This window comes from Nocardia sp. NPDC055050 (assembly GCF_053608345.1).
Genome location: NZ_JBSGVG010000016.1, coordinates 65,731 through 84,302 on the forward strand (window position 1 = coordinate 65,731; position 18,572 = coordinate 84,302).

Annotated in this window: 15 protein-coding genes; 14 read left to right on the forward strand and 1 reads right to left on the reverse strand. The window is 69.2% G+C overall.

The window, feature by feature from the left end; translation table 11 throughout:
- Positions 1-117: 117 nt before the first annotated feature.
- The 9 genes from ACWGCN_RS18725 (at position 118) to ftsZ (ending at position 12,087) form a co-directional block, all read left to right on the forward strand.
- Positions 118-1,707: a UDP-N-acetylmuramoyl-L-alanyl-D-glutamate--2,6-diaminopimelate ligase gene (locus ACWGCN_RS18725; RefSeq protein ID WP_452459934.1), complete on the forward strand. Its 1,590-nt coding sequence runs from the start codon at positions 118-120 to the stop codon at positions 1,705-1,707.
- Positions 1,704-3,200, forward strand: a complete 1,497-nt coding sequence (locus ACWGCN_RS18730; RefSeq protein WP_378992589.1) for a UDP-N-acetylmuramoyl-tripeptide--D-alanyl-D-alanine ligase — start codon at positions 1,704-1,706, stop codon at positions 3,198-3,200. The genes ACWGCN_RS18725 and ACWGCN_RS18730 overlap by 4 nt, the downstream gene beginning before the upstream one ends.
- Positions 3,197-4,273, forward strand: coding sequence for a phospho-N-acetylmuramoyl-pentapeptide-transferase (gene mraY, locus ACWGCN_RS18735; RefSeq protein WP_101463569.1), 1,077 nt, complete (start codon positions 3,197-3,199; stop codon positions 4,271-4,273). Before ACWGCN_RS18730 ends, mraY begins: the two co-directional genes overlap by 4 nt.
- A 50-nt stretch (positions 4,274-4,323) precedes the next feature.
- The gene (gene murD / locus ACWGCN_RS18740) at positions 4,324-5,760 is read left to right on the forward strand and encodes a UDP-N-acetylmuramoyl-L-alanine--D-glutamate ligase (RefSeq protein WP_378636836.1); all 1,437 of its coding nucleotides are present in this window, start codon (positions 4,324-4,326) and stop codon (positions 5,758-5,760) included.
- 165 nt (positions 5,761-5,925) lie between these two features.
- Positions 5,926-7,299 (forward strand): putative lipid II flippase FtsW, encoded by a 1,374-nt coding sequence (gene ftsW / locus ACWGCN_RS18745; RefSeq protein WP_378992685.1) that lies wholly within the window; start codon positions 5,926-5,928, stop codon positions 7,297-7,299.
- A 55-nt stretch (positions 7,300-7,354) separates the two neighbouring features.
- On the forward strand, positions 7,355-8,470 hold the full coding sequence (gene murG / locus ACWGCN_RS18750; protein ID WP_452459935.1) for an undecaprenyldiphospho-muramoylpentapeptide beta-N-acetylglucosaminyltransferase: 1,116 nt from the start codon (positions 7,355-7,357) through the stop codon (positions 8,468-8,470).
- Positions 8,467-9,981: a UDP-N-acetylmuramate--L-alanine ligase gene (gene murC, locus ACWGCN_RS18755; RefSeq protein ID WP_378636691.1), complete on the forward strand. Its 1,515-nt coding sequence runs from the start codon at positions 8,467-8,469 to the stop codon at positions 9,979-9,981. Before murG ends, murC begins: the two co-directional genes overlap by 4 nt.
- 8 nt (positions 9,982-9,989) lie before the next feature.
- Positions 9,990-10,667 (forward strand): cell division protein FtsQ/DivIB, encoded by a 678-nt coding sequence (locus ACWGCN_RS18760; protein ID WP_378992686.1) that lies wholly within the window; start codon positions 9,990-9,992, stop codon positions 10,665-10,667.
- A 160-nt stretch (positions 10,668-10,827) separates the two neighbouring features.
- Entirely contained in the window at positions 10,828-12,087 is a 1,260-nt protein-coding gene (gene ftsZ / locus ACWGCN_RS18765; protein ID WP_378992594.1) for a cell division protein FtsZ, read from the forward strand.
- 68 nt (positions 12,088-12,155) lie between these two features.
- Here ftsZ and ACWGCN_RS18770 read toward each other — a convergent pair whose 3' ends face one another.
- On the reverse strand, positions 12,156-12,701 hold the full coding sequence (locus ACWGCN_RS18770) for an LppU/SCO3897 family protein (RefSeq protein ID WP_378636696.1): 546 nt from the start codon (positions 12,699-12,701) through the stop codon (positions 12,156-12,158).
- 178 nt (positions 12,702-12,879) lie between these two features.
- On the opposite strand from ACWGCN_RS18770, the gene ACWGCN_RS18775 reads away from it, so the two are divergent.
- From ACWGCN_RS18775 to ACWGCN_RS18795, 5 genes are all read left to right on the forward strand, one after another.
- Positions 12,880-15,669, forward strand: a complete 2,790-nt coding sequence (locus ACWGCN_RS18775; protein ID WP_452459936.1) for an AAA family ATPase — start codon at positions 12,880-12,882, stop codon at positions 15,667-15,669.
- A gap of 146 nt (positions 15,670-15,815) precedes the next feature.
- The gene (gene pgeF, locus ACWGCN_RS18780; protein ID WP_378992596.1) at positions 15,816-16,547 is read left to right on the forward strand and encodes a peptidoglycan editing factor PgeF; all 732 of its coding nucleotides are present in this window, start codon (positions 15,816-15,818) and stop codon (positions 16,545-16,547) included.
- A complete protein-coding gene (locus ACWGCN_RS18785) occupies positions 16,544-17,275 on the forward strand; it encodes a YggS family pyridoxal phosphate-dependent enzyme (protein WP_379315101.1) in 732 nt (243 codons plus the stop codon). The genes pgeF and ACWGCN_RS18785 overlap by 4 nt, the downstream gene beginning before the upstream one ends.
- Before the next feature lie 107 nt (positions 17,276-17,382).
- Positions 17,383-18,138: a cell division protein SepF gene (locus tag ACWGCN_RS18790; RefSeq protein ID WP_378636706.1), complete on the forward strand. Its 756-nt coding sequence runs from the start codon at positions 17,383-17,385 to the stop codon at positions 18,136-18,138.
- An 89-nt stretch (positions 18,139-18,227) separates the two neighbouring features.
- Positions 18,228-18,530 carry a YggT family protein gene (locus tag ACWGCN_RS18795; RefSeq protein ID WP_056816435.1) on the forward strand — a complete coding sequence of 101 codons (303 nt, stop codon included), beginning with the start codon at positions 18,228-18,230 and terminating at the stop codon, positions 18,528-18,530.
- Positions 18,531-18,572: the final 42 nt, after the last annotated feature.

Here is an 18,572-nt window from a genome sequence, read left to right on the forward strand (position 1 = left end):
GGCGGGCGGGCCGAGAACACCAATTAACTCAACCCGCGTTGTCCGACCGACACCGCGCGTCGGTAACCTGACTGCTCGTCTCGCCCACGCGCTCGATCACTCTCAGAGAGGAGCCTTGTGCCCGCGCAGTCCAGCCCGCACGCGCTCCGGCCAACCACTCCGCTGTCGACATCGCTGCAGGCCGTGGCGGACCTCACCGGGGCCACGTCGGTTGCCCCGGTGTCCGCCGAGGTGACGGTCACCGGCATCGAGCAACGATCCAACGCGGTGCGCGCCGGCGACCTGTTCGCCGCGCTGCCCGGCGCGAACTCGCACGGCGCCCGATTCGCCGCCGACGCGATCGCGAACGGCGCGGTCGCCGTGTTCACCGATGCCGCGGGCGCCGAGCTGATCGGTGACGTCGCGGTGCCCGTGCTGGTGCGCGAGCAGCCCCGCGCGGTACTCGGCGAACTCTCCGCCGAGATCTACGGCCACCCCAGCGATCGGCTGCGCATCGTCGGCATCACCGGCACCTCGGGTAAGACCACCACCTCGTATCTGGTGGAAGCCGGTCTGGCCGCGGCCGGACTGTCCACCGGGCTGATCGGCACCATCGAAACGCGGATCGGCGGGCAGCGGGTGCCGAGTGCGCTCACCACGCCCGAAGCGCCGCAGCTGCACGCGATGTTCGCCGCGATGGTCGAGCAGGGTGTCGACGCGGTCGTGATGGAGGTGTCGAGCCACGCGCTCGCGCTGGGCCGGGTCGACGGCGTGCGGTTCGCGGTCGGCGCGTTCACCAACCTCTCGCAGGACCATCTCGACTTTCACAAGGACTTCGAGGACTACTTCGCCGCGAAACGTCGGCTGTTCGACGCGGATTCGCCGGTTGCCGCGCGCACCGCGGTGATCTGCGTCGACGACGAATGGGGCACCCGCCTGGCCGGTGATCTGGTCGAACCGGTCACCGTGTCGACCACCGGCGCGGCGACCTGGCAGGTCAGCGGCGACATCAAGACCACCGGCGGCGAGCAGGAATTCACCGCCGCCGGACCCGACGGCGAACTGGCGGTGCGCCTGCGCCTGCCCGGGCGCTACAACGTCGCCAACGCGCTGCTGGCCGTCGCCACTTGCGCTGCCGCAGGCGTCGATCCGGGGATCGCGGCTCCGGCGCTGGCCGGTGTGGACGTGCCGGGCCGGATGCAGCGCGTCGAGTGCGGCCAGGACTTCCTCGCCGTCGTCGACTACGCGCACAAGCCCGCCGCCATCGAGTCCGTGGTCACCACTCTGCGCGGCCACCTCGTCGAAGCGGGTACGGGTCGGCTGGCTGTCGTGCTCGGCGCCGGTGGCGACCGTGACGTGGCCAAACGCCCGCTCATGGGCGCCGCGGCAGCCCGCGCCGACCTGGTGATCGTCACCGACGACAACCCACGCACCGAGGACCCGGCGGCCATCAGGTCCGCCGTGGTGGCCGGTGCGCACGAACTCCCGGCCACCGAACGCGGCGAGATCCGCGAGATCGGTGACCGCGCGGCGGCCATCGCCGCGGCCATCGCCTGGGCGCGTGCGGGCGATGTGGTGCTCGTCGCGGGCAAGGGCCACGAGGCGGGCCAGGAGATCAAGGGCGTCAAGCATCCCTTCGACGACCGCGAGGTGGTCGCGGCGGCGCTGGATGCCCTGCGGAGACGACACAGTCCGCACACGGACTCGGAGGACTTGACAGTTTCATGATCGAGATGACACTGCGGGAGATCGCGGACGTTGTCGGCGGCGAGCTGCACGACGTACCCGACCCCCAGGCACTGGTGACCGGTTCGGTCGAATTCGATTCGCGCCGAATCGGTTCCGGCGATCTGTTCCTCGCCCTACCCGGCGCCAACTCCGACGGACACGACTACGCCGCGAAGGCGGTCGCCGCCGGGGCGGTCGCGGTACTGGCTGCCCGCCCGGTCGGCGTGCCCGCCATTGTCGTGGCACCCGAGCTCGGCGCAGTTCCGGGGACGTCGGTGGCGCTCAGCCACGATGACAGCGTCGGCTCCGGCGCGGCCGTGCTGGCCGCGCTGGCCGAGCTGGCGCGGGTCAGCACCGAGAAGCTGGCCGAGCGCACCGGTCTCACCGTCGTCGGCGTCACCGGGTCCTCCGGCAAGACCTCGACCAAGGATCTGCTGGCCGCCGTGCTGGCGCCGCTGGGTCCGGTCATCGCCCCGCCGGGCTCGTTCAACAGCGAACTCGGCCACCCGTGGACGGCCCTGCGCGCCGGTCTGGACACCAAGTTTCTCGCGCTCGAACTGTCGGCTCGCGGTGTCGGCCACATCGCCGCCGCGGCCCGCATCGCACCGCCTCGGATCGGTGTCGTGCTCAATGTCGGCACCGCCCACCTCGGCGAATTCGGGAGCCGCGAGGCGATCGCGCAAGCCAAGGGCGAGCTCGTCGAGGCGCTGCCCGCCGAGGGGCTGGCGGTGCTCAACGCCGACGACCCCAATGTCTCGGCCATGGCGTCGCGCACCAAGGCACGCGTGGTGAAGGTCGGCCTGTCCGGCGACGCCGACATCCGCGCCACCGACGTGATCACCGACGACCAGGCCCGCGCCCACTTCACCCTGCACGTGGGCGGCGAATCGATCCCGGTGCGACTGGCTGTGCACGGCGAACACCAGGTCGGCAACGCCCTGGCCGCCGCTGCCGTCGCTCTCGAATGCGGCGCCGACCTGGCGACCGTCGCCCAGGCGCTGTCCGGCGCCACCGCGGCCTCGGTCCGCCGGATGGACGTGACGACCACCCCCGCGGGCGTCACTGTCATCAACGACTCCTACAACGCCAACCCCGACTCGGTGCGCGCGGCGCTCAAAGCGCTGGTCACCCTGGCGAAATCGGCCGACGAGCCGCGGCGCAGCTGGGCCGTGCTCGGCGAAATGGGCGAACTCGGCGACACCTCGGTGATCGAACACGACGCGATCGGACGCCTGGCCGTGCGCCTCGACGTCGACCGGTTGATCGTGGTCGGCACCGGACGACCCTCCCACGGCATGCACCAGGGAGCGGTGATGGAAGGCTCATGGGGCGAGGAATCGATCCTCGTTCCCGATATCGACGCGGCGATCGCGCTGCTCGACGACGAGATCGCCGCAGGCGATGTGGTACTGGTCAAGGCGTCGAAGGCGGTGGGCCTGTGGGCCGTCGCCGAGCACCTGACCGGGGCAGCGGAAGGTAATACAGCTCGATGAGGCAAATTCTGTTCGCGGCGGGGATCGCACTGGCGGTGTCGATCCTGCTGACGCCGTTGCTGGTTCGGGTGTTCGCCAGACAGGGCTTCGGCCAGGAGATCCGGGTCGACGGCCCGGCCAGTCACCAGGCCAAGCGCGGCACCCCGACCATGGGCGGTGTCGCGATCCTGATCGGTATGTGGGCGGGCTATCTCGGCTCGCACCTGATCGGCATCGGCTACGACGCGGAGGGTCCGACGGCGTCGGGTCTGCTCGTGCTCGGGCTCACCACCGCGCTCGGCGTCGTCGGTTTCCTCGACGACTTCATCAAGCTGCGCAAGCAGCGCAACCTCGGGCTCTCGGCCGCGGGCAAGTACATCGGGCAGACCGCCGCGGCGGTCATCTTCGCGGTGCTGGCCCTGCAGTTCCGCAGCACCGACGGGCTCAGCCCCGCCAGCAAGCACCTGTCGTACGTGCGCGACTGGAACACGGTGTCGATGGGCGCGATCATCTTCGTCGTCTGGGTGCTGTTCCTGGTCGTGGCCTGGTCCAACGCGGTCAACCTGACCGACGGCCTCGACGGTCTCGCGGCCGGTTCGATGAGCCTGCTGCTCGGCGCGTACGTGATCATCACCTTCTGGCAGTACCGCAACTCCTGCTCCACCAGTCCCGAAGCCGGGTGCTACAACGTGCGCGACCCGCTGGACCTGGCGTTGGTCTGCGCCGCCGCGGCCGCCGCGTGTATCGGATTCCTGTGGTGGAACGCCGCGCCCGCGCGAATCTTCATGGGCGACACCGGTTCGCTGGCCCTCGGCGGCCTGATCGCCGGTCTGTCGATCACCACCCGCACCGAGCTGCTGATGGCCGTGATCGGCGCGTTGTTCGTCGCCGAGGCGGCATCGGTCATGCTGCAGGTGGCGGTGTACCGCACCACGCGCAATCGGTTGTTCAAGATGGCGCCGTTCCACCATCACTTCGAGTTGAGTAAGTGGGCCGAAACCACGGTGATCATCCGGTTCTGGATTTTGGCGGGCATCTCCGCCGCAGTGGGCCTCGGCCTGTTCTACAGCGAATATCTGTCACAGGTCGGGTGAGTAGAGACATGGTCGAACACTCGCCCCGCGCCCTGCGTTCCCCGGGCCCGATGCTCGAATTCCTGCGTGGCCGCGACGTTCTCGTCGCCGGTTGGGGCGTCTCCGGGCGCTCGCTGATCGAACCGCTGCGCGATATCGGCGCCCACCCCGTGGTCACCGACAACGGCGCGAAGGCGCTCGCCGAGGCCGCCGAACTCGGCCTCGAGATCGCCACCAGCGTCGAACTCGAAAGCGCCGACCTGAGCCGGTTCGCGCTCGTGATCACCAGCCCGGGCTGGCGACCGGATTCGCCGGTGCTGGTCTCGGCGGTCACCGAGGGCGTGCCCGTCTGGGGCGACGTCGAATTCGCCTGGTGGGTCGATCAGGCCCGCATCTACGGGCCGGTCCGCAAATGGCTGGTGATCACCGGCACCAACGGCAAGACCACCACCACCCAGATGACGCATTCGATCCTGCGCGCCGCCGGCATCTCCAGCGTGGCCTGCGGCAATATCGGCCTGCCGATCCTGGACGCACTGCGCCGCAACCCCGGCCCGCAGGTTCTCGCCGTCGAGCTGTCCTCGTTCCAGCTGCACTGGGCGCCGTCGGTGCGACCCGAGGCAGGCGTCGTGCTCAATGTCGCCGAGGATCACCTGGACTGGCACGGCGGTCTCGATGCCTACGCCGCGGCGAAGGCCCGCGCGCTGACCGGTCGCGTCGGTGTCGTCGGCCTCGACGACCCGGTCGCGGGAGCACTGGCCCGCAAGGCCAAGGCGCGGCGCACCGTCGGCTTCCGGATCGGTGTTCCCGCCGACGGTGAGCTGGGTGTGGTCGACGGCAAACTCCTCGACCGCGCCTTCACCAAGGCCGCGATCCTCGCCGAGACCAGCGACATCAGCCCGCCGGGACCCGCAGGCATCGCCGACGCGCTGGCCGCGTCCGCGCTGACCAGGGCCATCGACGTGGCGCCGCAGTTCGTCAAGGAAGGCCTCGCCGAACACAAGGTGGGCCCGCACCGCACCGCGTTCGTGCGCGAACTCGGCGGTGTGGAGTTCATCGACGACTCCAAGGCCACCAACCCGCACGCCGCGCGCGCCGCGATCATGGCGCACCCGCAGGTGGTCTGGGTGGCGGGCGGTCTGCTCAAGGGCGCGAGTGTCGACGATCTGATCGAAGAGATCGGTGACCGGCTGGTCGGCGCGGTGCTGTTCGGGGCCGACGCGCCGGTGATCGCCGCCGCGATGACGCGACACGCACCCGAAGTCCCGGTCATCGAGCTGGATGCGGGAGACGATGCAGACATGGAGTCGTCGAGATCGCAGCGAGCCGAGGCGGTCATGGGCCGCGCGGTGCGCGCCGCGGCGGGTCTGGCTCGCGCCGGAGACACTGTCCTGCTCGCGCCCGCGGCCGCTTCCCTCGACATGTACGACGACTACACCCATCGCGGACGCTGTTTCGTGGATGCGGTGACGGCACTGGAAGATGGTGACATCGGGCGGGCGCTGTGACGAAGGCGCGCCCGGCCGAGCAGTCACCGCCCAAGAGGGGGCAGCGTGGTTAAGAGCCGGGGCAGCGTGGACGACAGCCGGGTCGCTAAGGGCCAGGCGGGCGCGAGTACTCGCCGCAAGAGTTCGGGGCAGCCGAATTGGGCGGGGGAGCGCTTCGGTGCGTGGCTGGCCCGGCCGCTCGCGTCGTTCCATCTGATCGTCACCATCGCGACCCTGCTCACCGTGCTGGGTCTGGTGATGGTGCTGTCGGCGTCGAGCGTCGAGGCCTACGCCGGTGGTGGTTCGGCCTACGCGTTGTTCATCCAGCAGGCCATGTTCGCCGGGCTCGGTGCCATCGCCTTCTATGTGGCGTTGCGGTTGCCGCTGCGGTTCTTGCGCCAGTGGTCGTTCCCGATCTTCAGTATCTCGGTGCTCGCGTTGGTGCTGGTGCTCATCCCGGGCATCGGCGCGATCCACGGCGGCGCGCGCCGCTGGTTCGACATCGGCCCGCTGTCGATCCAGCCCTCCGAAGTCGTCAAGGTGACCCTGATCGTGTGGGGTGCGCACCTGCTCGCCTCGCGCCGGGGCGCCCAGCTCAAGGACATCCTGGTCCCGCTGGTGCCCGCGGGTCTGCTGGTGTGCCTGCTGGTGGTGCTCGAGCCGAACCTGTCGACCACCATCGCCCTCGGCATCGTGCTGATGGCGCTGCTGTGGTTCGGCGGGCTGCCGGCGCGACTGTTCGTCGGGATCATGGTGACCGGTCTGGTCGCCGCTTCCGTGCTGGCACTGTCGGCCGGGTACCGCTCCGACCGTGTGCGCGCGTTCTTCAATCCCGGTGACGATCCGCAGGGGGTCAACTACCAGGCGCGTCAAGCCAAGTACTCCCTCGCCGACGGCGGTATCTGGGGCCGTGGCCTCGGACAGAGCCGCGCGAAGTGGAGCTACCTGCCCAACTCGCACAACGACTTCATCTTCGCCATCATCGGCGAGGAACTCGGCTTCCTGGGCTGCATGCTGGTCTTGGCGCTGCTCGCCCTGTTCGTCTACGCGGGTATCCGCATCGCACTGCGCTCGGTCGACCCGTTCCTGCGCCTGCTCACCGCTACCGCCACCACCTGGATCACCGCGCAGGCACTGATCAACATCGGCTATGTCGTCGGGCTGCTGCCGGTGACCGGTCTGCAGTTGCCGCTCGTCTCGGCCGGTGGTTCGTCGCTGGCGATCACGCTGTTCATGTTCGGCATCATCGCCAGCGCCGCCCGGCACGAACCCGAAGCGGTGTCGGCGTTGAAGGCAGGTCAGGACGGCAGGCTCAGCAGGCTGCTCCGACTACCGGTGCCCGAGGTGTACACCCCGCCGGCGCCGCGCAAAGTGGCGCCGCGCGCCCGAACCGAACGACCACGTCAGGCCCCTCGCCGCCAGCCGCCCGCCGACCGCAGGCGACGGGTGCCGGAAAGCCGCGGCACGAGTTCGCTACGGTCGACAAGAGCGTGGGAGCCGACCTACCCGATGCCACACCGCCCGGTGAAACGGCGGACCGGCGGAGGCGGCGGAGCATGACCACGCAGGCTTTCGCGAGATCGAATTCGATACAGAGAGAACGAGGTAGATCCAGGTGAGTAACCCGCGATCCGGGTTGTCGGTGATCGTCGCAGGCGGAGGAACCGCAGGCCACATCGAACCCGCGCTGGCTGTCGCCGACGCGCTGCGCAGACTCGACGACTCGATCCGGGTGACCGCCTTGGGTACCGAGCGTGGACTCGAGACGAAACTGGTGCCCGAACGCGGGTACCCCCTGGAGCTGATCCCGCCGGTGCCGTTGCCGCGCAAGCCCTCCGCCGACCTGCTGCGGCTGCCCGGCCGGGTACTCGCCTCGGTCAAGGCCACCAGGGCGGTGATCGACGACGTGCAGGCCGACGTGATCATCGGGTTCGGCGGCTACGTCGCGCTGCCCGCGTATCTCGCCGCGCGCGGCGGGCTGTTAGGTCGCCGGCGCAAGGTGCCGGTGATCGTGCACGAGGCCAACGCGAAGGCCGGCGTCGCCAACAAGGTCGGCGCGAAACTCGCCGCGAAAGTGCTCGCCGCTGTTCCGGATTCGGGGCTGGCGGGTGCGCAGGTCGTCGGCATTCCGGTGCGTGCGTCCATCACCGGACTCGACCGTGCCGCGTTGCGCGCCGAAGCTCGCGCGCACTTCGGCCTGCCCGCCGAGGGGCCGGTGCTGCTGGTGTTCGGTGGTTCGCAGGGCGCGCGCAGCCTCAACGAGGCCGTCTCCGGCGCCGCACCGCAACTCGCGGCCGCGGGCGTCTCGGTGCTGCACGCGCACGGCCCCAAGAACAGCGTCGAGGTGAGCACCGCCGACGCGCCCGCCCCCTATGTGGCGGTGCCCTACCTGTCGCGGATGGACCTGGCCTACGCCGCCGCCGACGCGGTGGTGTGCCGATCCGGTGCGATGACCGTGGCCGAGGTGTCGGCGGTCGGCCTGCCCGCCTTCTACGTGCCGCTGCCGCACGGCAACGGTGAACAGGAATTCAACGCCCGACCAGTGGTCGCGCAAGGTGGTGGCACAATTGTGGCCGACGCCGAGCTGACCCCGAAATACGTGATCGATGAGGTGATTCCGCTGCTGCTCGACCCCGCTCGACTCGCGCAGATGAGCCGCGCCGCCGCAGGCGCAGGCCATCGCGACGCTGCCGACACGGTGGCCAGGATCGTCACCGAGGTCGCCCGATGAGCGAGCCGGACCAGCAGATCGGGGAGTCCGCGGGCGCGGCCCTGCCACCCGAACTCGAACGCGTGCACATGGTCGGCATCGGCGGTGCGGGCATGTCCGGTATCGCGCGCATCCTGCTCTCGCGCGGCGGCAAGGTGTCCGGCTCCGATGCCCGCGAGAGCCGTGGGGTGCTGTCGCTGCGGGCCCGTGGCGCCGAGGTGCGCATCGGGCACGCCGCCGACGCGCTCGACCTGCTGCCCGGCGGCCCGACGGTCGTGGTCACCACCTACGCCGCCATTCCGAAGACCAACCCCGAACTGGTCGAGGCGAATCGGCGCGACATCCCCGTGCTGATGCGCCCGACCGTGCTCGCCGCGCTGATGCGCGGGCACAGGACCCTGCTGGTCTCGGGCACCCACGGCAAGACCTCGACCACCTCGATGCTGATCGTCACGCTGCAGCACTGCGGCGCCGACCCGTCGTTCGCGGTCGGTGGTGAGCTCAACGAGGCGGGCACCAACGCCCACCACGGCAGCGGTGACATCTTCGTCGCCGAAGCCGACGAGTCCGACGGCTCACTGCTGCAATACGACCCGGACGTCGCGGTGGTCACCAATATCGAATCCGACCATCTGGACTACTTCGGCACCGACGAGGCCTACATCCAGGTCTTCGACGACTTCGCCGATCGGCTGGCCCCCGGCGGCCTGCTGGTGGTGTGTCTCGACGATCCCGGTTCGCTCGCCTTGGCCCAGCGCGTCGCGCCACGCATGGCCGAACGCGGGATCGAGGTCCTCGGTTACGGATCGGGCGATCTTGATGACGCGCCCGTGCCCGTCGGCGCGCGGCTGCTCGACTGGCAGCCGCGCGATGTCGGCGGCATCGTGGAGTTCCAGCTCGACGGCGAGACCATCCCGCGGTCGTTGCGCCTGTCGGTGCCCGGTAGGCACATGGCCCTCAACGCGCTGGCCGCGCTGCTCGCCGCCCGTGCCACCGGCGCCGACATCGACGAGATCGTGCAGGGTCTGGAGGGATTCGGCGGCGTGCATCGCCGGTTCCAGTTCACCGGCCGGGAGAACGGGGTGCGCGTCTTCGACGATTACGCCCATCACCCCACCGAGGTCCGTGCGGTGCTGGAGGCCGCCGCGCAATTGGTCGCCCAGGAAGCGCGGGACGGCGCTCGCCTGCAGCGCGGCCGGGTGATCGTGGTGTTCCAGCCGCATCTGTACAGCCGCACCGCCACTTTCGCCACGGAGTTCGGCACCGCGTTGAGCCTGGCCGACGAGGTGGTCGTTCTCGATGTCTACGGCGCGAGGGAAGACCCGCTGCCCGGCGTCAACGGCGCGCTGGTCGCCCAGTCGGTGACCACACCCGTGCACTACCAGCCGGATATGTCCAAGGTCGGCAAGCAAGTCGCCGCGCTGGCGGGCGACGGTGACGTCGTGATCACCATGGGCGCGGGCGATGTGACGATGCTCGGCAGCCAGATCCTCGACGGCCTGCGGGCCAGGCCGCAGCAGGGCGGCCGGTGAGATTGCCGATGCCCGCCGCGCGCGGGTGGCACGGCTACCGTCTCTGGACGGTGGTCGGGGTGGTCGTGGTGAGCCTGCTGGTGGTGCTGGCCTGGTTCACACCGGCGTTGTCGGTGCGCACGGTGCGCGTCGACGGGCTGTCGGCGGTACCGGAGGCCGACGTGCGTGGTCGGCTCGAAATTCCGGACGGGCGTTCGATGTTACGGATCGATACCACCGCGATCGCCCAGCGCGTCGCCGCGATCCCGAAGGTGCGTTCGGTCCGGGTGCAGCGTAAATTCCCCTCGACAGTGCTGGTCACCGTCGTGGAGCGAACACCGGTGGTGTACTTCGACGCACCGGACGGCGCCCATCTGGTCGACGCCGAGAGCGTCGAATTCGCGATCGAGCCCGAATCACCCATCGGAGTCCCGAAACTGCTCACCGAGGGCTCGTTCACCGGGCCCGCGGCGGCCAGGGCCGCGGTGGATGTGCTGGTCACCCTGCCACCCGCCTTGTCGGTGCAGGTGGGCGAGGTTGTCGCACGGTCGATTTCGGACGTCTCGCTGAGCCTTCGCGATGGCAGGAAGGTAGTGTGGGGCGGCACGGGCGACGGTGAGCGCAAAGCTGCTGTCGTGTTGCCACTACTGACCCGTGAGGGGACCGTGTTCGACGTTTCGAGTCCGAATCTGGTCACGGTAAAGTGAGCGACATTCTTTGTGGCACAAGATTCTGGCTCTCATCTCGGCGCGCCTGCGCCGGGATCGCAGTGGCTGCGAATAGCGTTCCGCAGCAGTCGGATACTTGACATAACGCCAACCCTATGGTTGAGGTTGAGGGTTTAAGATCGAAGGAAGGCGAGAGCCCATGACGCCCCCGCACAACTACCTTGCAGTGATCAAGGTCGTCGGTATCGGCGGCGGCGGCGTGAACGCCGTCAACCGAATGATCGAACAGGGACTCAAGGGAGTCGAGTTCATCGCGGTCAATACCGACGCGCAAGCCCTGCTGATGAGCGATGCCGACGTCAAACTCGATGTCGGTCGTGAGCTCACCCGAGGCCTCGGTGCCGGAGCCGATCCGGAAGTCGGCCGCAAGGCCGCAGAGGACCACAAGGACGAGATCGAAGAGGTGCTCAAGGGCGCCGACATGGTCTTCGTCACGGCGGGCGAGGGTGGTGGCACCGGTACCGGTGGCGCCCCCGTCGTCGCCAGCATCGCCCGCAAGTTGGGCGCCCTGACTATAGGGGTCGTCACCCGGCCGTTCTCCTTCGAAGGAAAACGGCGCGGGAACCAGGCCGAAGTGGGGATCAACCTGCTTCGCGAGTCGTGCGACACCCTCATCGTCATTCCGAACGACCGGCTGCTGCAGCTGGGCGACGCGGCGGTAAGTCTGATGGACGCCTTCCGCTCCGCGGATGAGGTGCTACTCAACGGTGTTCAGGGTATTACCGACCTGATCACCACCCCGGGCCTGATCAACGTCGACTTCGCCGACGTCAAGAGCGTGATGTCGGGTGCCGGATCGGCACTCATGGGCATCGGCTCGGCGCGGGGCGAGGGTCGTTCGGTGAAGGCGGCCGAGACGGCGATCAACTCGCCGTTGCTCGAAGCCTCCATGGACGGCGCGCACGGCGTGCTGCTCTCGATCGCGGGCGGTTCCGACCTCGGGCTGTTCGAGATCAACGAGGCGGCCTCGCTGGTGCAGGAGGCGGCCCACATCGAGGCCAACATCATCTTCGGTACGGTCATCGACGATTCGCTCGGCGACGAGGTGCGAGTCACCGTCATCGCCGCGGGATTCGACGGTGGCGGCCCGTCTCGGCGGAGTTCGGAGCCCAGCGCGGTCACGACCAGCCGGACCGGGGTGAACCCCATCGGTTCCGGCCGCGCGGGCGAGATCGGCCAGGGACGTCCGTCGGAGGCGCCGTCGCGTCCCACCGAGCCCGCCACGGCCGGGGTGTCCGGTGGCCGGGCCGCCGCGCCGAACTACCGCGATACCGAGCGGTACCGGGAGTCGGAGCGTCAGCGGGTCACCGAGCGCGCGATGAACCAGGTCAACAACCCGGAAGTGCGCGAAGGCGACGACGACGACGAGATCAACGTCCCGGACTTCATGCGTCGATAAGCGTTCACAGACACGAAAAGCGCCCGAACTCCTGTCGAGTTCGGGCGCTTTCGCGTGCTGGGCGGGGATCAGCCCTTGGCGCTGCCGAGGCAGTAAGTGATCTTCGGATCATTGACCACGAGCACCTGGTCGGCGTCCTCGCCGCACAACTGCTCGTCGACCTGACCGTCGACGCGGGTGACAACCTTGAAGCTGGCGTCGGACGCGGTGCACGGCACGAACTTGTAGCCGGTCATCATGCCCTCGTTATAGCAGCTGCCCTCCTTGAAGTTCGGGGCCAGACAGAGGAACGCGACCGTGCCGCCGCTGCCGAAGGTCTCCTCGTAGGAGGTGTAGTCCTCGTGGCACTCGACCTTCTTGTCGTGGACCTGCACGACCTGGTAGACGGCGTTCTCGGCCGAGCACGGGACCGGCTCGGTCTTGGAGTCGATCACCGACGCCGAGATCACGTTGATGCACTCACCGACCTTCGAGCGGGCGGTGTCGGACTTGCTCGCGTCCTTGGCGACCTCGGTGACCTTGTCCACGGCCGAGCAACTCGCGGCACCGAGTGCCGCGACCGCCAGCAGTGCGAGCGAGAACCGCGAAACCATTCCCTTGCCGGTGAACGTCATGCGAACCTTCTTTCTGCAGAACCTCACCGCGGACCCTTCGGCGGTGTAGGCCCCGATCACCCAACCTCACCCGGCGTCGGCGAGCATCCGGGAAACCACGGTAATTTCGCCGCGGTGGCACCGTTATGCTCTGATCCGGCCGTCCACGGCCGATCTCGCCAGTGAGGTACGGAGTGTCATGTTCGAACGCGCATTCGTCGGCCGTGCCGCCGAACTCGCCGCGCTGACCACGACTTTCACCGGTCCGGACGCGCCCTGGTTGCTGCTGGTCGACGGACCGGCCGGAATCGGCAAGTCCCGCTTGATCGCCGAGTTCGTCGGCGCGGCCCGCTGCCGGGTCCTGGTGGTCACCAGCGCCGAGGACGCCCAGTCGCAGCCGCACTATCTCGCCGATGACATCGTCGAGCAGCTGAGTGAGGGCGCGGGTGATGCGTCCGCGGCGGCACCCAAGACCTCGGGTGTGACGCCGGATTCACGCGACCCGGCCGATCTGGTTCGCCATGTGCGGCGTGCGCTCGGCGCGGTCGAGACCCTGCTCGTCGTCGACGACGCGCAGTGGGCAGACCTGGAATCGGTGCGGCTGCTCGCCTTTCTGATCCGGAACCGCCCCGCGCGGGGATTCCGCCTGCTGCTCTGCTTCCGCGACGGCGGTTGCCCACCGTCGATCGCCCGATCGGTCCGCGCGCCGCGGGTGCGGACGGTGCACGTGCGTGTTCCACCGTTCACCGAGGCCGATGTCGACGGGTTGCTGCCGGGGGAGGACCCGGGTCGGCGGGCCAGATTGTTCGCCGCGTCCCAGGGCAACCCGCTGTACCTGACGCTGCTCGCCGATCTGCCCGACCGCGAATTGGATCGGGCATTGCAGGGGGAGGAACCCGACCCCGCGTCGAACGATTTCGCGGCGCTGGACCGGACGATCCGCGCCGAACTGGCCCAGCTTCCGGACACCGAGCGGCTGGTAGCGCAGGCCATCGCGGTGTGTGGACTGCCCCCTGACCTCGAATTATTGTGCTCGACAGCCGATCTCGCGGAGGGCGCCGTGGTCGCGGCGGTGGACGGGCTGGTTCGGCGCGGAGTGGTCAGCATCGGTGACGGCGCGGTGACGTTCGCGCATCCGCTGATTCGCACGGCCGCCTACCGGCTGTCCGGCCAGGGCTGGCGAGCGCTGGCGCACCGCAGGGCCGCGCTCGCACTGCGCGCACGTGGCGCGTCGATGCCCTCGCGCGCGCGTCATCTCGAGCACACGCTCCTCGGCGCCGACGAGATCGCGGGCGCGGAACTGCGACTGGCCGCCGCGCAGGTGCTCGCCGACGCCCCGGCGGCGAGCGCCCGCTGGCTTTCGGCCGCCGCGCGGATCGCGCCCGCGACCGACGACCCACTCGCCGCCGCCTTGGCACTGGGCCGGGCGCAATTGCTGTCCGGCGCGGCCGCGCGGGCGGTGGAGACCCTCGAACCGGCTGCCGCCACCGCGGGTCGGCACCAGTTGGAGGCGCTGCTGCTGTCAGCCCGTTGCGCGCGCATGCTCGGTCGCGTCGACCAGGCGCGCACGCTGCTGGCGCACGGTGCGACGCTGCCTCGCCGCCCCGGCGACGGACCCGTGCAACTGGAACTCGCGATCCTGGAAATGCAGGATCGCCAGGACTCCGAAGGCCAGGCCCGCCTCACCGCGTTGTTCGACTCCGACGCCATCGACGACCCGGCCGTTCGCGCCGCCGCGACAGCCTTGCGCTGTCTCGGTCTCCTGGCCGACGCGCGCATCGCCGAGGCCGCCCAGCTCTACGACCCCTGTGGCCGAGCGTTCGGCCTGCTCACCGACACAGTCCTGCGTGAGGTGGTCCACGCCGCCCCCGCGTTCGGCTGGTGCGCCTACTTCCTCGACCGCGATGCCGACGGCCTGCACCACCTGGACCGCGCGATCGCGGTGAGCCGCCGCTTCGGCCGCACCTACGCTCTCGCCGAACTCCACACGGTTCGCGCCTACTCGCTGGCCAAACTCGGCCGTCTCCACGACGCCATCGCCGCCGCCGATGAAGCCACCGACGCGGCGACCACCTTCGGCTATCCCGACCTGGTCTCCTTCGCAGGCGCGCTGAAACTGCGCACTCTCCAACTGAGCGCCCCGCCGGCGGCGGTAACCACCCAGTGGCACATCGTTTCCGCGCTCACACGCCCCACCGTGCGCTGGTGGCGCCAGGTGGTGGAGACAACCCTCACCGAAGTCGGCCGAACCCTGGACCTGCCCGCCTGCGCACCCCCACCCCAGAACGGCCGACCCGGCCCGCTCACGCCGACACACCTGTCCCGGGCCGCCCGCGCCGCGATAGCCGCCGGCGACCTCGCCGCCGCCGCCGACCTGGTCGCTCGTGCCGAAGCGGTCGCCGCGGCGACGAGTCACGCCGTCCACCTCGGCGAGCATTCCGTCGCGACCGTGCGGATCACCCCGGGCGGGGACCTCGGCAGTCAGGTGGGTGCGGCCGCGCTGGCGCGGGCCGAGTACGCCGCGGCCACGGGCGAGGTGGCCGTCGCGGCAGCGGCTGCCGAGGCAGCGGGCGCGGCGTTCGCGCGTGCCGGAATGGTGGTGAACCGGGCACAGGCCGAGTTGATCGCCGGTGTCATCGCGGGCAGATGTGGTGATTTCGGTCGCGCGACCAGTCGATTCGCCTCCGCACGCGCTGTCTTTCTCGCCACCGGTGCCACCCGTCTGCTCGACGAGGTGACCACCGAACAACGTCGTCTCGCAGGCGCCCAGCGTGTCGGTCCCCCGGCCGCACTGACCCGGCGCGAACGCGAAGTCGCCGAGCTGGCCGCCAACGGCCACACCAACAAGGCCATCGCCGAGCACCTCTGCCTCAGCCCCCGCACCGTCGAGGACCATCTCAGCCGAGTACTGCGCAAACTGGGACTGGCCGGCCGCGCGGGCATCGCGCGCAAGCTCGGCGAGCTCGACATCGCGGAGTCCGCCGGGTGACCGGGCGCGCGGTGATCGCCGTGGCGGTCGACGGCGCCGGTCCGTTCGGTGAGGTCGAGCACCTGTCGGCCCAGTCGTTTCGGGCTTGACCGACGTCACTGCGCGCGATGACCGCCCGACCCGGTGACCGCACTACGCTCGAACACATGACTTCCGCACCTCCTACCGTGACCGTTCGCCGGGTGACCACCACCCGCGCCGGTGGCTTCTCCGCCGCGCCCTACGACTCGTTCAACCTGGGTGACCACGTCGGTGACGATCCGGAAGCTGTGCGCCGTAACAGGATTCGGCTGGCCGAGGGCATCGGCCTCACTCCCGACCGGCTGGTGTGGATGGAGCAGGTCCACGGGCGCACTGTCGAGATCGTCGACGGGCCGCGCGCCGAACCGGTACCGGTGACCGACGCGCTGGTCACGACCGTGCCGGGACTGGCGCTGGTGGTGCTCACCGCCGACTGCGTGCCGATCCTGCTCTCCGACGACGAGGCCGGCGTCATCGCCGCCGTACACGCGGGCCGCATCGGCGCCCGGATCGGCATCGTGCCGCGCGTCCTGGACGCGATGGTGTCGGTCGGCGCCCGCGTCGACCGCATCGGCGCCTTCCTCGGCCCCGCCGCCTCGGGTCGTCAGTACGAGGTCCCCGCCGCGATGCGCGCCGACGTGGAAGCCCATCTGCCCGGCAGCGCGACCACCACCGTTCGCAAGACTCCCGGTCTCGACCTGCGCGCGGGCATCCGCCGACAGCTCACCGAGGCGGGTGTCGCCGGAATCGCCGTCGACCCCCGCTGCACCATCGAGGACAAAACCCTGTTCAGCCACCGCCGCGGCGCCCCCACCGGCCGCATCGCCGGCGTGATCTGGATGGATCCCGCCGCATGACGACCGAAACCGCGACGGACCGCACCGCGGAGCTCTCGGCTCGCCTCGACGGGCTGCTCGCGCGCGTCGACGCCGCCGTCGACGCCGCCCGGCGCCCGGCGGGCTCGGTCCGTCTGCTCCCGGTGACGAAGTTCTTCCCCGCCACCGATGTGGCCATCCTGTACGCCCTCGGCCGGCGCGAATTCGGCGAGTCGCGCGAGCAGGAAGCCTCGGCGAAGGTCGACCAGCTGGCCTACGACGATGTCGAATGGCACATGATCGGTCGTTTACAACGCAACAAGGCGCGCTCGGTCGCGCGCTGGGCGCACACCGTGGCCTCGGTCGACAGCGAACGTCTGGCAAATGCCCTGGACCGGGCGGCGCAGGACGCACTCGCAGCCGGCGAGCGTATCGCGCCGCTGCGGGTGCTGCTGCAGGTGAGCCTGGACGCCGATCCCGGACGCGGGGGTGTCGCACCGGCCGATCTGCTCGCCCTGGCCGACCTGGTAGCGAAGGCGCCCGGACTGCATCTGGCCGGTCTGATGGCGATTCCGCCCCTTGACGCCCCGAGTGATGTGTCGTTTGCGAATCTTGCGACATTGCACACTTCGCTGCTCGCGCAACACGCCGAAGCCACCGAACTTTCTGCAGGTATGTCGGGTGATTTGGAGATTGCGGTCGAACACGGTTCGACGTGCGTGCGTGTCGGAACCGCCCTGATGGGCGCGCGACCGATAACCTCGGCGTAGCAAAGAAACCTCACCAGTCACATTCGACACATACGATTGGGCTGAAGAGGCGCTGAGCAAGAACTTCAACACCCGGCCGCCACCGGGGCCGAAGGAAGGTCGACCAGATGAGTACCCTGCATAAGTTCAAGGCGTACTTCGGCATGGTTCCGCTCGATGAGTACGAAGACGACTACGTCGACGATCATGCCCCTCGCGGCGTCGAGGAGCGCGCTGGCCGCGTTCGTCCGCGCAGCTACGACCGTTATGCCGAAGACCGCTACGGCGCCGACCGTTTCGAGGACGAGGCCGACGACTTCCCGCAGCCGGCGTACAAGTCGGCCTATCAGGCGCGTCGCGACGACTATGTCGCCGACACCTACGCCGACGATCGCTACGAGACGCCGCGTCGCCCCACCAGGATCGAAACGGCGCCGTCGTCGGGCCGGTCCTTCCGGGCAGGCGGTGTCGCACCCGGTATGCGCGGCTCCACTCGTGGTGCGCTCGCGGTCGATCCCGACGCCGAGGAGCGCAGGCTGGAGGAGCGCTTGCGCCCCGAGCCCGCACCCGCGCGGCGTCCTGGGATCTTCGAGGACGGAGGTCCCTTGTCCAAGATCACCACGCTGCGTCCGCGCGATTACAGCGAGGCCAGGATCATCGGTGAACGGTTCCGCGAAGGGAATCCGGTCATCATGGACCTGGTCGACCTGAGCAATGCCGATGCCAAAAGGCTGGTCGATTTCGCGGCCGGACTCGCTTTCGCGCTGCGTGGTTCGTTCGACAAGGTGGCGACGAAGGTGTTCCTGCTCTCACCGGCCGATGTCGACGTATCAGCGGAAGAACGCCGCCGCATCGCCGAAAACGGCTTCTACAACCAGAAATAGAGAACACACACCGGATACCGAGATGGCCGCCCGCGCACTGCGCGGCGCGGCCATTTTGCACCATGCCGATTTTGCGGCAGAGTGAAGCCGTGGCCCTGTTCGCGGTTCTGTACCTCGTGCTTTTCATCTTCTGGCTGTTGCTCATCAGTCGGGTGATCGTGGAGTTCATTCGCAGTTTCGCGCGCGACTGGCGCCCGACCGGTGTGGTGGTGATCGTCCTCGAGGTGATCTTCACCGTTACCGACCCCCCGGTGAAACTGCTGAGGCGGTTGATACCTCCTGTGAATCTTGGGGGGATTCGTCTCGATCTTTCGATAATGGTCCTGCTCTTCCTCGTCTTCATCCTGATGTCGATCGTGGGTAGGCTCGGTCAGCCCGTGACCTCCGTGTGACACAATGAATCGAGAAGACCGCTTGCTAGTTCTCCAAAAGAC

Excerpts from the sequence above, each read along its gene's own strand:
- ACWGCN_RS18730 (WP_378992589.1), top strand. The coding sequence starts at position 1,704 with ATGATCGAGATGACACTGCGGGAGATCGCGGACGTTGTCGGCGGCGAG.
- ACWGCN_RS18770 (WP_378636696.1), bottom strand. The coding sequence starts at position 12,701 with ATGACGTTCACCGGCAAGGGAATGGTTTCGCGGTTCTCGCTCGCACTG.
- mraY (WP_101463569.1), top strand. The coding sequence starts at position 3,197 with ATGAGGCAAATTCTGTTCGCGGCGGGGATCGCACTGGCGGTGTCGATC.
- ACWGCN_RS18760 (WP_378992686.1), top strand. The coding sequence starts at position 9,990 with ATGCCCGCCGCGCGCGGGTGGCACGGCTACCGTCTCTGGACGGTGGTC.
- pgeF (WP_378992596.1), top strand. The coding sequence starts at position 15,816 with ATGACTTCCGCACCTCCTACCGTGACCGTTCGCCGGGTGACCACCACC.
- murD (WP_378636836.1), top strand. The coding sequence starts at position 4,324 with ATGCTCGAATTCCTGCGTGGCCGCGACGTTCTCGTCGCCGGTTGGGGC.
- ACWGCN_RS18785 (WP_379315101.1), top strand. The coding sequence starts at position 16,544 with ATGACGACCGAAACCGCGACGGACCGCACCGCGGAGCTCTCGGCTCGC.
- ACWGCN_RS18790 (WP_378636706.1), top strand. The coding sequence starts at position 17,383 with ATGAGTACCCTGCATAAGTTCAAGGCGTACTTCGGCATGGTTCCGCTC.
- murC (WP_378636691.1), top strand. The coding sequence starts at position 8,467 with ATGAGCGAGCCGGACCAGCAGATCGGGGAGTCCGCGGGCGCGGCCCTG.
- ACWGCN_RS18775 (WP_452459936.1), top strand. The coding sequence starts at position 12,880 with ATGTTCGAACGCGCATTCGTCGGCCGTGCCGCCGAACTCGCCGCGCTG.
- ftsZ (WP_378992594.1), top strand. The coding sequence starts at position 10,828 with ATGACGCCCCCGCACAACTACCTTGCAGTGATCAAGGTCGTCGGTATC.